General features: G+C 53.2%; 11 protein-coding genes and 1 pseudogene. 9 read left to right on the top strand and 3 right to left on the bottom strand.

Annotated features, from left to right (window positions below):
- Nucleotides 1–343: 343 nt before the first annotated feature.
- A complete protein-coding gene (locus tag JMI88_RS39670) occupies nt 344–1,363 on the bottom strand; it encodes a pentapeptide repeat-containing protein (RefSeq protein WP_236023076.1) in 1,020 nt (339 codons plus the stop codon).
- 244 nt (nt 1,364–1,607) lie between these two features.
- Between JMI88_RS39670 and JMI88_RS40885 the strand changes: the two are divergent.
- The 4 genes and pseudogenes from JMI88_RS40885 to JMI88_RS26410 all read left to right on the top strand — a co-directional run bounded on the left by JMI88_RS40885 (nt 1,608) and on the right by JMI88_RS26410 (nt 4,281).
- Nucleotides 1,608–1,999 (top strand): annotated as a pseudogene (locus JMI88_RS40885) (recombinase family protein).
- Nucleotides 1,999–2,607 (top strand): MFS transporter, encoded by a 609-nt coding sequence (locus JMI88_RS39665; RefSeq protein WP_236023082.1) that lies wholly within the window; start codon nt 1,999–2,001, stop codon nt 2,605–2,607. The pseudogene JMI88_RS40885 and the gene JMI88_RS39665 overlap by 1 nt, the downstream one beginning before the upstream one ends.
- 50 nt (nt 2,608–2,657) lie before the next feature.
- Nucleotides 2,658–2,903 carry an isochorismatase family protein gene (locus tag JMI88_RS26415; RefSeq protein WP_201364956.1) on the top strand — a complete coding sequence of 82 codons (246 nt, stop codon included), beginning with the start codon at nt 2,658–2,660 and terminating at the stop codon, nt 2,901–2,903.
- A gap of 46 nt (nt 2,904–2,949) precedes the next feature.
- The gene (locus JMI88_RS26410) at nt 2,950–4,281 is read left to right on the top strand and encodes a tetratricopeptide repeat protein (RefSeq protein ID WP_201364955.1); all 1,332 of its coding nucleotides are present in this window, start codon (nt 2,950–2,952) and stop codon (nt 4,279–4,281) included.
- A gap of 47 nt (nt 4,282–4,328) precedes the next feature.
- On the opposite strand, the gene JMI88_RS26405 is transcribed toward JMI88_RS26410, so the two are convergent.
- Nucleotides 4,329–4,625, bottom strand: coding sequence for an HAD family hydrolase (locus tag JMI88_RS26405; RefSeq protein WP_201364954.1), 297 nt, complete (start codon nt 4,623–4,625; stop codon nt 4,329–4,331).
- 164 nt (nt 4,626–4,789) lie between these two features.
- Between JMI88_RS26405 and JMI88_RS26400 the strand changes: the two genes are divergently transcribed.
- The 5 genes from JMI88_RS26400 (at nt 4,790) to JMI88_RS26380 (ending at nt 8,949) form a co-directional block, all read left to right on the top strand.
- On the top strand, nt 4,790–5,620 hold the full coding sequence (locus JMI88_RS26400; RefSeq protein ID WP_201364953.1) for an MBL fold metallo-hydrolase: 831 nt from the start codon (nt 4,790–4,792) through the stop codon (nt 5,618–5,620).
- Nucleotides 5,621–5,827: 207 nt separating this feature from the next.
- Nucleotides 5,828–6,439 carry a helix-turn-helix domain-containing protein gene (locus JMI88_RS26395; protein WP_201364952.1) on the top strand — a complete coding sequence of 204 codons (612 nt, stop codon included), beginning with the start codon at nt 5,828–5,830 and terminating at the stop codon, nt 6,437–6,439.
- Nucleotides 6,440–6,844: 405 nt separating this feature from the next.
- Nucleotides 6,845–7,600, top strand: a complete 756-nt coding sequence (locus JMI88_RS26390; RefSeq protein ID WP_201364951.1) for an SDR family oxidoreductase — start codon at nt 6,845–6,847, stop codon at nt 7,598–7,600.
- Between the two features lie 207 nt (nt 7,601–7,807).
- Nucleotides 7,808–8,254: a DUF1269 domain-containing protein gene (locus JMI88_RS26385; protein ID WP_201364950.1), complete on the top strand. Its 447-nt coding sequence runs from the start codon at nt 7,808–7,810 to the stop codon at nt 8,252–8,254.
- Entirely contained in the window at nt 8,251–8,949 is a 699-nt protein-coding gene (locus tag JMI88_RS26380) for a TMEM175 family protein (RefSeq protein WP_201364949.1), read from the top strand. Before JMI88_RS26385 ends, JMI88_RS26380 begins: the two co-directional genes overlap by 4 nt.
- Here JMI88_RS26380 and JMI88_RS26375 read toward each other — a convergent pair.
- A complete protein-coding gene (locus JMI88_RS26375; protein WP_201364948.1) occupies nt 8,934–11,783 on the bottom strand; it encodes a helix-turn-helix transcriptional regulator in 2,850 nt (949 codons plus the stop codon). The two genes, JMI88_RS26380 and JMI88_RS26375, sit on opposite strands and share 16 nt — an antisense overlap.
- Between the last annotated feature and the right edge of the window lie 540 nt (nt 11,784–12,323).

Genomic DNA, 12,323 nt, shown 5'->3' with positions numbered 1-12,323 from the left:
GGAAAGGATTTGCATGTATGCGGCGCAAGTCCGCATTCCTGGTATCCACCAGCGTTGACGAGTGGTATATCAACCCGGCGCTGATAAGTAAATCCGGATCGTTTTCTGCTGCTGAGCTATCGTTGTAGTTTGGATTAGCATTGTTGCTATTGCTTCAGCATGAATTACTTGCGGATTTGAATTTCTCCAGAATGTGGAAAGCACAAAAAGAAAGCCCCCTCCTATGACAATGACCAGCACCAAAGTAATAATCAGTCGCTGGAGTCATCGCGTCAAGGCATATTCCAACGATTTTACAGAGAAAGAAGCTGTTGCCACCATCCTGCGAATTACGAGAGGAATTCTAGCCCTCTCTCTTCATGTTCTTGCCAGTACTGATCGCTTGCAATTGCTCATCAGTCACTCTGGTGTTCCGCAGATCAGCATCGTCGAGCAGTGCGTAGGTGAGAGTCGCACCAGTGAGATTGGCGCCCTGCAAATTTGCTCCGATGAAAGTCACCTCGGTAAGGGTAGCATCAGTGAGATCGGCGCCCTGCAAATTTGCTCCGCTGAAAGTCGCTTTCGTGAGATCAGCGCTCCGCAAGTTGGCGCCACTGAGATCAGCGCCTATGAGACTGGCTCCTCGTAACTTCGCATGAGTGAGTATGGCATGTGTCAGGTTTGCGTTATGAGGAGTTTCCTCGTCTGCAAGCAGAGCAGATCCGCTGAGATCAGCTTCAGTGAGATTGGCGCCCTGTAAATCTATACCTCTCATGTCAGAGTCTTTCATGCTCGCCCGGAGTAAATTAGCCCCGGAGAGGTTAGCACGATACAACGCCGCACCACTGAGATTGGCATCTCTGAGATTGGCACCGCTGAGATCCACAGAACGCAGATCCGTATCGTTCAGTTGCACGCTCGGCAGTTCCATCTTCCGCAGATCCGCTCCTACAAGGGCTTTGCTCCCTCTCAGCGCATCGCCTATAAATGTAACAGAGAGGCCATTGTGGCTGAAAAAATGCAACATACTTAGCTGCTGCTCGGCATCTAAAGATTTCAAGACCTGACCCAATCGTTGCTGGGCAATCTGCGATACCTCCGGCTTCTCAGTGAGAAGCGTGAGGAAGTAGGTTTGGAAGACCATCTCCTGAAGCATTGTCATCCATTGCTTATCGGTCTTTGCCTGCTCGGATGCCTGCCATGCTGTGAGCCCGAGACTGAACATAATGGCAAAAACGAGCGAGATCCAGATATTATTGGATGCGTTTCCTCCGCTCACAAGGTTGATGAGGAAGCCTATGACTGCACCGAACAAGCCTGAGAGAATAGCCAGAGTCGAGGGGTGAAATACGACTTTGCTAAAGTTAAAAGAATGTTTCTTCATCACAATTCCTTACCAATTATAAATGTGATCTGGAGTGCCTCGTGTTGCTCTTGTTTGGAGACACGCACATAGCCAAATTTCATAAACGCATCCTTTGCCTCAGGCTTCCCGTCGAATGCTCAACCTTTTGAGATTTAGATTATGAGGTGAGTTATGAGATTCGTCAAGGGGACGTTTTGTGCTTGCGGAGCTGATGGCGACACACTCCTAGAAAAACAGAGCCATCTGTCGCAGAAAACGACTCATGGTGTGGAAATTGGATCGGGCAGGACGCTCCTTGAAGCATCTGATCGAACTGCTCAGAAGTCTTCAAGAGCGAGGAATTGAGTTTATGAGTTTGACGGAACAGATTGACACCACCACTCCGGGGCAAGCTCATCTTTCACCTCATGGGCGCACTGGCAGAATTCGAGCGCGATCTCATTCGCGAGCGCACGAATGCAGGGTTAGCGGCAGCCAGGGCCAGAGGACGCGTTGGAGGGCGGCCCAGAAAGCTCAAAACTAATGGGAAGGTGGCGCTGGCCCAGCAGATGTTCGCCGATCAGAGCCATTCCACCTCAGAAATTTGTGCAGCGTTGGGGGATTTCGCGCGCGACACTCTATCGCTACGTCAAGGTAGCCGAATCACCAGAATAATGGGTCTGTCTTACGTCTGGCACGTCCCATCCCTTGCACTGGCAATCGGAGTGCTTGGCGCAGTCATGTTGTTTGGGATCAATTTCAACGTCATGCTGCCCCTCTTCGCGACAGACGTGCTTCATGCGGGATCGATCGGGTACGGCTTTCTCTGCTCGGCCTTTGGGATAGGGGCGTTGTTCTCAGCGCTATGGCTTGCCTGGGGCAATCAAAAACCGAATATTCACGCGCTGCTTATCGCGGCTCTCATCTTTTGTGCCCTTGAGATCGCTTTTGCGCTCTCCCCTTTCTATATCCTTTCGCTTCCTTTAATTGCCGGGATAGGCTTCGCGCAAGTTGTGATGGGAACCATTGCCAACACCACTATCCAGACGGTTGCGCCCTCTCACCTGCGCGGCAGGGTGATGAGTGTGTACTTGCTGGTCTACTCGGGGGGCATGCCGCTGGGAAACCTGTTCGCGGGCGGCCTGGCGGTGCTCTTTGGAGCACCGATCTCACTCTTGATTGGAGGCATGCTCAGCCTGGTCGCCGCGCTTGCTGGCTGGATAAGATGCCGACCAGCGGAACAAAGCCTTGCCACGTCCATAAACGCCTTGAAGATCAAGTAAATAGTGTGTTCTCCGATCCCACTCGGAGAGTATAGAGAAAGGAAACAGCAGTGTCTGAGACACAAGTCCATTCGCATACAGCCCTTTTAGTCATGGATATGCAGGAGGAAATTGTCAGCCGATATTCACAAACAGAGGATTTCCTCGCTCCCGTAAACGGCGCGATTGCTGCCGCGCGCGCCGCCGCGATTCCGATAATCTACGTGGTTGTAGGCTTCCGTCCTGGCTATCCGGAAGCAAGCCTGAGGAATAAGTCCTTCTCTCTATTTTGTTCTGCAGCAAGAAATCGTTTATAATCTCTGATATAGAGAAGTCATTGAATATTTTTATGTGAGAGTATGTATGCATAATGATGATATGATCCTGTTACAGCAAGCACGACAGGCGCTGCAACAGGGGAACCCGCAGGAGGCGTTTCGGATCTTTCGCCCCGTTTTGAGGTATTCGGGAAAAACCTGGGAGCAAAGCGACTTTGTGGAGGCGTGGAGCGTCTTTGCAGAGATCTCTACGAACCTGGCAAGCGAAGAGTTTACCAATTTTGTGCATGCAGTTATACGTAATCCTGAAGATGTGCAAGCTCTGTATAATTTAGGGTATCAATTGTTTGAACAGAGGCTTCATGACCTGGCGGCAACAGCACTCGCCCGAGCACATGCCCTGGCTCCTGATTCGCCTGGCATACTCAACGAGTTGGCAAGTGCCCTGGAGGCTATGAGCATGAACGCAGAGGCCTGTCGTCTACTCCAGGCTCGCCCTGAGGTGGTACAGCATAATTATCTGAGCCGTTATCTGCTAGCCTTTAACGCGATCATGAGCAGTGATCTGGAAACTCCACGCAGACTACTTGAATCGCTCCAACAAGAGCCAAATGACCATCGAGAGGAACTGGCAGGGCGTATTGCTACCATGCTGGCCCGCGCCGATGCGATCAAAGACGTTTCCTCGCTGGACCAGCAGGATCTACGCGGCTGGCACTATGTCTTAACGGGTGCCTTCTTGCTCCATCTCTCGCCTTATGGCTTTGACGAGGGCATGAATGGACGCTATGCCTTTGTGCAGGATACACTAGGCCTCTGCCTGGAGGGCATCCTTCGCCTGGCAGCTGCCTTGAAGGAAATAGGCATCTCTGTCCCGCGCGTCTTTGCCTTGCCTGAGCGTGGCAGTACTATTCTTGCCCAGGCTCTGGCGCTGAAACTTCAAGTTCCGCTTGTGTATTGGAGTAATGAGGGGCAAACAGAGCCAGGCCTGATCGCCGCTTATGATCTGAACCTGTTGGAAGGCCCAATCCTGGTCTCGCTTCGTCAGCATCACCCAGGACAGGTGCTCTGGAGCCATGCAACCTGTTGGACAGAAGCTTTTCCCTTAACCGCTGACTTTACAACCTTCTTCTATCAGGTTAACCATGCCCCCTGGGAAAGCCAGATGAGAGTTGATCACGATGCCAGGCAGATGGTACATTCCCAACCAGATGAGCGCGATGCAGCCAGTATTGCGGCAGAACTGCTGCAAGCCCAGGTGGAGAACGAGGCATTAGAGGATTTGCCGAAATTACAAGCCCTGGCGAAGGCGGCTGCTACCGCTCACGGAGCAGCTATACCAGCAGCATTGAGCACAAAGGGGCTTCGCCAGATGCTATGGGATAGCTCACCCGTCAAGAGTTCACGCTTCGCATAGATTCCCGCACTGGAGGCTGATCACGAACAAGACTGCAATACTATTTTTCAAGGTTTGAAACACATATTGTGTCTTTCGTGCATAGCTTGCGTAGATGGACATGAAACCTCTATACTGCTATACAGTTGATGTTGCCTTTTATTAAAAGGTAAAAGAGCGACCCGGGTGTGGCAGAGTGCACGAGCAATGATGCCCTGCGCTTTAATGTTCCCAATAGTGGGTTGCTCTTCCTCTTGAACATCTGAGTCCATAGCTCGCTGCAACACATCCAGGGTTCGGGGCGTGATACGATGGGAGGGATTCAGCAGGGTTCCATCCAGATCGATAGCAAGGAGACGATACATGTTTTATCAACAACTCCTGATAGATTACATACAACAACGTTGATCTAGCTCAACCTTAGTATGCGCCTTTTTGCCTGCCAATTGAAATTGCAATATCCTGTTTAAAGTTAGCACGGAACTCTTACACGAAACGCTTATAGGATTTAGTGAAGGGAATTTTACATATGCAACATTGGATCTGTGTAACATGCGGCACGCAGTTTGCCGCCAGTGAGAACAAGCCAGAATCCTGCCCAATCTGCCAGGACCAGCGTCAGTATGTCGGGCACCAGGGGCAACAATGGACGACGCTGGAGGAGATGCGGCAAGGTGAATATAGCAATACCATCAAGCAGCATGAACCGCACCTGGTGGGGATCGGGACTACGCCGAAGTTCGCCATCGGGCAGCGTGGCCTGCTGGTGCGTAGTGAGCAGGGCAACGTCTTATGGGACTGCATCACCTACCTGGACGACGAGACCTATGAGGCCGTAAAGAAGCTCGGCGGCATCTCGGCCATCGCTATCTCCCACCCACACTACTATTCAGCCATGATTGAATGGGCGGTGCGCTTCGACGCCACCATCTACCTGCACGCGGACGATCAGCAGTGGGTGATGCGACCAGATCCACGCATCGTCTTCTGGACCGGCGAGACGCAACAACTGCCCGGTGACCTCACTCTGGTACGCCTGGGCGGCCACTTCCCAGGCGGGACCGTACTGCACTGGCCTCAGGGCGCCAGCGGCAAGGGTGCCCTGCTCACCGGAGACATCATCACTGTGGTTGCCGATCGCCGCTGGGTCAGCTTTATGTATAGTTATCCCAACCTGATCCCGCTACCAGCCGCCGAGGTCGCCCGCATCCGCGACACCATCAAGCCCTACGCCTTCGACCGCATCTACGCCGCCTGGTTCGACACCATCGTCCCAGAAGATGCCCATGACGCCGTCATGCGCTCGGCCGACCGCTACATCGAGGCCCTGCAGACCGTCCTTCCCATCCGACAGGGATAAAAGAGGCACGCGAACGGGACATATGGTTGTTAAGAAAAGATGAGAATATGATGGAAACGTCTCGTAAACACGAAGAAGTTCCATCATGGGTGGGAATGTTCCCCAATACGAGAACGTTCCCATCGGAGGCGGCATCCAGCTCCGTTTAGCCGACCGCTTCCCGTTGAAGGAAGCCATGGCTGATCTCTTAGTGTTTCCGGAGGATTGATGCAGACTTTCCTTTTCTCCACAGCATTCCTTGATCGCTTGTGCGCTCCATTGTGCGCGAGCATACTTTGTGGTTATCTGCCACAGGAGGAGCAGTCTCAACAAGACTCCTCTCTTGCCTCGGAAGTTGCCAGTCGTTATGCGCAAGAGATGCTTGAAGATCTCGAGCACAGAAACCTCTTTCTCATTCCGCTCGACCATCAGCGCCGTTGGTATCGCTACCATCACCTCTTTGCCCAGGCGCTCCAGGCTCGTCTCGCCCTGCTGCATCCAACCAGGATTGCCGAAATTCACACGCGAGCCAGCCTATGGTATGAACAGCAGGGCGAGACGAGAGAGGCGATCGCACATGCCCTGGCCGCCAGTTCTGCCTCCACCGACTCACCTGAGGCCGTTCAATCGAGGCCACAACCACTGCTTGATCCTCTCAGTGGGCGCGAACGGGAAGCGCTGCAACTTCTAGCTACAGGAGCGACAAATGCGGCAATCGCTGAGCAACTGGTGATTGCCCCCTCGACGGTCAAGCGTCATATGAACGACATCTTCTCGAAACTGGGTGTGACGAATCGTACGCAGGCAGTAGCGCGCGCGAGGGATCTGCACATACTCTAAACTTGCTACTCTGTTATCCGGTGTCCGCACCTGCCAAAAGAACATTGACCTCTTCCATCCTGTCCTGTTGAATATACAGACGGAGAGCCTTCTTTTTCGTCTCTCTGAACTCATGCCTTCATAATAACAGATTGGCCTCTCAACGATGCGTCTTTCACTTCCCTCGAATACGCCTTCCCTCTACAACAAAGCAGGGTGAGATGGCAAGTGAGATGGTCGGTGATGCAGAGTGCTTTCTTCTGCACAAACTTTTATACTTGCAGCAGACAAGGCGAAATGCTCAAAGCATGCTGGTAAGAGAAGCTCTACAAAAGAGGGGATCAGCACTGCTGAGCAGTTAACAGGTGCATATGCATATTTGCATACAAAAAGCCCACATTGAGGGCTTATGAGTAGGAGGATCATATGAAAATTATCGTTATTGGTGGGAGCGGGCTTATTGGAAAAAAGCTGGTGAAGAAGCTCCGTGAGCGTGGGCACGAGGTCGTGGCGGCATCACCGAGCACAGGCGTTAACACCATTACGGGGGAAGGACTGGCCGAAGCGCTTATCGGCGCTCAGGTGGTCGTCGATGTGACGAATGCGCCTTCATGGGAAGACAGGGCAGTGTTAGAGTTTTTTGAGACGTCAACTCGCCATCTGCTGGCAGCAGAAGCGGTCGCTGGCGTGGGACATCACGTCGCGCTCTCGGTTGTCGGTATCGACCGTCTTCCCGAGAATGGGTACTACCGAGCAAAGGTGGCTCAGGAACACCTGATCAAGGCTTCGCAGGTACCCTATACCATTCTGCGCGCAACGCAGTTCTTCGAGTTTATTGGTGGCATTGCCGAAGCGGCCAGCGATGGACGTACGATTCGCCTGTCGCCTGCCTTTATGCAGCCGATCTGGTCGGATGACGTGGCGACCGCATTGGCCGATGTCGCGCTCGAAGCGCCGGTAAATGGCATGACTGAACTGGCTGGTCCCGAAAAGATACGGATGGATGAAATCGTGCGTCGATTTTTGAGTGCGAACAAAGACACACGTCAGGTGATCACGGACGTCCATGCACACTTCTATGGCACAGAATTGGAAGATTACTCCCTCATCCCAGGCGAGCATGCGCGTATCGCCCCGACCCGTTTCGAGGATTGGCTCAGCAACAACATCGTGCAAAAGTAAGAAAATAAGGAAATAAGCAGAGTTGGCGCTCAGGTTGTCTTGTCTACCAGCTCAGTAAGAAATGGTCTGTGTTCACGAGCAAGGGCGTTCAACTCTGTTTCAAAGCTGTGTTCTGGGCATTGGTATGGCTTTGAAATGTATACATGTTGAAGATATAGGAAGAGTATTTTTCTGCGACCATTGAGAAGAAAGAAGAGGAATAGCAGTATGGCAGATAGTACGATGATCGTTCTCCTCTTTGACGATGAGAGGGGAGCTGAACGCCTGTTTGATGAGTTTGAGGAGACGCTGAAAGATGAATCCTTCCCGATCGATGATGCTGCGGTGGTTACCTACAAGCAGACAGGCGAGTTGCTCGTCAAGCAGTGGTCTCATCCACTCAGCGAGAACGGATTCACTTCTGAGCTTTGGACGTTCGTGATCAAGACGTTGCTCTCGGGCCTGGAATATCACATTGATGATTGGTTCATCGAGAAGTTCAAACAAGTGTTTCAATCTGGCAGTTCGGCCTTATTCTGCCTGATAGAGCCATCTGCCAGTAGGGAAATACTTATTCAATTCAGACAGTTTCGTGGCACTCTCATCTACGCCGGGTTTACAGAAGAACAGAAAGTCCAATTGAAAGCAGCAGCCAGTGCAGGGGAGAGAGTATGATTGAAGAGCGACACGAAACACGTGGTGAGAAAGAAACGAGCAGAATCGAAGCATTCAGCGATGGCGTCTTTGCTGTCGCTATCACCTTACTGGTCTTCAGTTTGCAAGTCCCGGCACTCGACAATCCTCCTACCTCGGAGCATCTGGTGAAGATGCTCCTGCTGCGCTGGCCTTCCTATCTGGCCTTCTTTATTAGTTTCGCCACCATCCTCATCATGTGGATAAGCCATCACGTCATGTTCAAGCTGATTGATAAGTCCGATACACTCTTCATGCTCGCCAATGGCTTCTTACTCTTATTAGTGACAACCGTGCCCTTTCCGACTCAGCTGGTTGCAACGTACCTCACCACACCAGTCGCAGGGGTGGTCTGTGTTATCTATGCGGGTCTTTTCCTGATGACCAACCTCGTGTATAACCTGCTCTGGTGGTTAGCCGCTCATCAGTCTCACCTCCTTAAAGACTCTGTTTCGCCAAAGTTAATACATACCAGGAGCCGCGACTACGCCCTGGGCGCTCCCTGTTATCTGCTCGCGCTGCTACTCGCGTTCTGGAGTCCTGGGGTAAGCATAGGAATTTGCTCTGCCCTCTGGCTTTTCTGGGTGTTTACCACCTATGAACGTAGACCCACAAGAAAAGCATACCAGAAACAAAGGTTTGAACGAGAGAAAAAAGAAAGTCACGATCCTGCCTGAGCTCCATCGTAGGCGCTCAAGGTTTGCATCCCTCCCCGACTGGCTGCATCTTCGGGACGCCCCAGGCGACGCTGCAAGGTCGCTAGATGCTGGCGAATGGCCAGCATCTCGGGATGGGTCTCTGTTCGCCCGACCTGCTGACATGCTGCGAGCGCTTGTTGATGGAGCGCATAGGCTTGCTCGTCCTGGCCCTGCGCCTCCCGCAAGAGCGCAAACTCATAGAGGATGATGATGGAACCTAATAAACGTCGCACATTTATCTGCAGGGCGCGTTGAAAGAGCGGCTCGGCCTCAACGTACCGGCCCTGCTCCCGATAGATGGCGCCCAGGATGGTCAGATCTTTCGCAATGTATTCATGAACAGGACTAAGATGTGCTTCATGCAGGTCCAGGGCTTGCCGGGCCAGCTCTTCCGCCTGGGGGTACTTCCCGAGATGCCACAAGATGTCAGCCAGCGCAATGAAGCTATCTGCCAGATACACATGCTGCGGACCAAGGTGCTGCTCATAGAGCGCCAGAGCTTGTTGCGCCAATGGCTCTGCCTCCTCATAACGGCCTTGCTCTCGATACAGATTTCCCAGGTTGTAAATCACCAGTGCGGTCTGATAATGGGTTGGACCAAAGTACTTCTCACGGATGGCAAGGACGCGCCGATAGTATCGTTCCGCCTCCTGGTAGCGTCCCTGAGGTACATAGATAAATGCGAGACCATTCAGAGTCGTGGCGGTCTGCGGATGCTCTGGCCCCAGCTGGCGCTCACAAATGGCCAGATTGTGCTGGAACAACGCCTCAGCTACCTCGAGGCGTTCCTGGCGCATATACAGGAGAGCCAGTGTTCTTCTGACCGGGGTTGTTTCCAAGTCGTCTGCCCCCAACTGCTGCTCGTAAATGTCGAGAGCCCGTCGGGCCAGGACTTCGCCTTTCTCTGTGCGCCGTTGCGACTCATAGAGGCTCGCCAGGCCATGTAAGCAGGCCGCTGTCTCCAGATGCTCTGCCCCCAACTGCTGCTGGCGAATCGCCAGCGCCCGCTCAAACAACGGCTCGGCCTGCGCAAAGTCGCTGTTCGCCCGGTACAGGGTGGCCAGGTGGTACAGACTGCTGGCCGTCTGAGGATGCTCGCCTCCCCACTGCTGCTCACGTATGGCTAACGCCCGCCGGTAGAGAGGTTCCGCCTGGCCAGGCATAAAATGCTCAAGGAAATAGCTGCCAGCCCGGTCGAGCAGATCGGCCGCTTCGGGAAACTGGAGGTGGTGATGCTCAATCAAGACATCGCAGACCTGCACCTGTTCCAGATAGCGCATGCATTGGGGCCATGTGTTGGGCTCGTCTGAATGCTCGGGAAAGCTCGCATTCAGCGCGCGCACCAATCGCTCGCTCCACTGGCGCTGCTCCTGGGGCGACATTCCCCCCAACTGTACTGCCTGTACCAGTCGATGGATACTTAACTGACGGTCGGTCGAAAGACGCTTCACCAGGGAAAAGGCCAGGAGCGGTTCAATAAGCTGATTGAAACTAAAGAGGTCAGCCGTGGCCTCCTGAAGCGCAGGCGGCCAGTATGGGCTTCCTTGCTCAAGCAACTCTTCGGGAATGCGGTCAGGAGCGAGCAAGGCGCAGAGATGCAGCAGTTCAGCGGATGCCGAATTCATCCGCTCCACTTGCCGAAACGAGAGTTCCCAGGTCGTAGCGACCGAATCGGGATAGCCCGTCATTTGGAGGCCACGACGAGCAAGCAGGCGATGGCGATGCTGCCGATACAGCAACAGGTAGTCATTGATACTGCATCGCGTCTCTTCGATATATGCCCCCGCCTGGTCGATAGCCAGGGGAAATTGACCCAACTCAGCGACCACGCTAGAGGCATCATTCATGAGATCGTCGGAGGCACCTTCCAGCAGATGCGCACGCCGTAATAGCAGATGCGCACCTTCCAGCAGGCCCATTGTCTCAACGTCGATGGCAGAGGCCAGGTTCCCGACAGCACTGGCGCGCGTGGTAAAGAGCAAGCAGCCGTTGCCCTCTATCGGCAAATAGGGTTGTACCAGGGCCAGATCATCGGCGTTATCCACAATCAGCAACCAGGAATCATGGCATTGTTCTAGCCAACGCTTGACGCTGAGCATCAGCTTATACGGATCGGTCTCAGATTGCGCCGCGAGTTCGGGCAAGCGCGCAGCCAGCGAGGTAAAGCTGGCGATCATCACTTCTTCGCTCGCCGCCGCGATCCATAGCGTATGCGTATAGCGTTCCTGTTCACGTGATCTATAGGCATACTCGATGGCAGTCTGCGTCTTCCCAATACCTCCCAGGCCTTTGAGGACCTGAGTCTGAGTCAAGGCAACGTGGCGCAGGGTGCGTGTCTCCATATCCTGAGACTGAAAGTGCTGTGTAAGCTGGTCGAGAAGCTCTTCTCGACCGGTGAAGTGAGGATTGCGAGCATAGGGGACGGTCCAGAGGCGCAGTTGCTCCGCGATGGCGGGAGGAGGGTCCTTCTCTTCAGTAAGAGTTGATACCAGGGGAACAACCTGCTGCTCAAGGAGCGATTTCAGCCATGGCTCATCCAGCAGCACCTTCTGATGAGCCGAACGCCACAAGGCTCTGATCTGCTCCTCCTCACTCCCTGCTTGAAACCCTTGTTGCTCAAAGAGCAGCCTGATAAAGGCCTTGAGGTGCTCGGCCTTGGGATAACTCTCCCCGGCCTCCCAGGCACCTACGGTATGTCGGGAGACGCCGAGGATCTTTCCCAGCTCTGCCTGGGTCAGTCCGGTCGCCATTCGCAGGGCCAACATCTGCTGACCGAAAGTGTGATCTTGCTCTCGATACGACGTTTTCGTCATAGCTTTTTTCCCTCCCCACGACGCGACCAGGAACAGCCATGGAAGGTGAGATGGCAACCGATGGACAGTGCTTTTCTCTACAATTCCTCTATACTGGTGTCTGTCGGGCGTCCTCTTGGGTAGCGCTTGCCACAGAGGGAAGAAAGCGGCTGCAAAACGGTTTCTTCCCTCTATTTCTTTTTTTTCGTCTCTGTGCACTCATGCCTGCATAATTTGACATGTAGACACTTTTGCAAGCATTCGTCTAAACGCCACTATAATAACAGATTTGCCCCTCAACGACGAGTCTTTCGAGGATTGGCTGAGCAGTTCTAGAGTGCAAAAGTAAGTGAGGAAGGCAGAGTTGACGCCCGCTTGTCTCGTCTACCGGGCAGCAGGAAACTCCCTGTGTTCACGAGGAAGGGGTGTTCAATTCTGTTTCAGAGCTGTGTTCTGGTCTCACATACTATATGAAGGAACTCAAAATCACGTCTAAGAAAAAGGAAAGACCGCACCATGCATACACTCACGGCCCCAGTCCCTTTTAGGAGAGGACAACTT

The sequence above is a fragment of the Dictyobacter formicarum genome (genome assembly GCF_016587435.1).
Note: the sequence above shows the minus strand (reverse complement) of the source record. Positions and strands in the feature narration are given on the sequence as shown.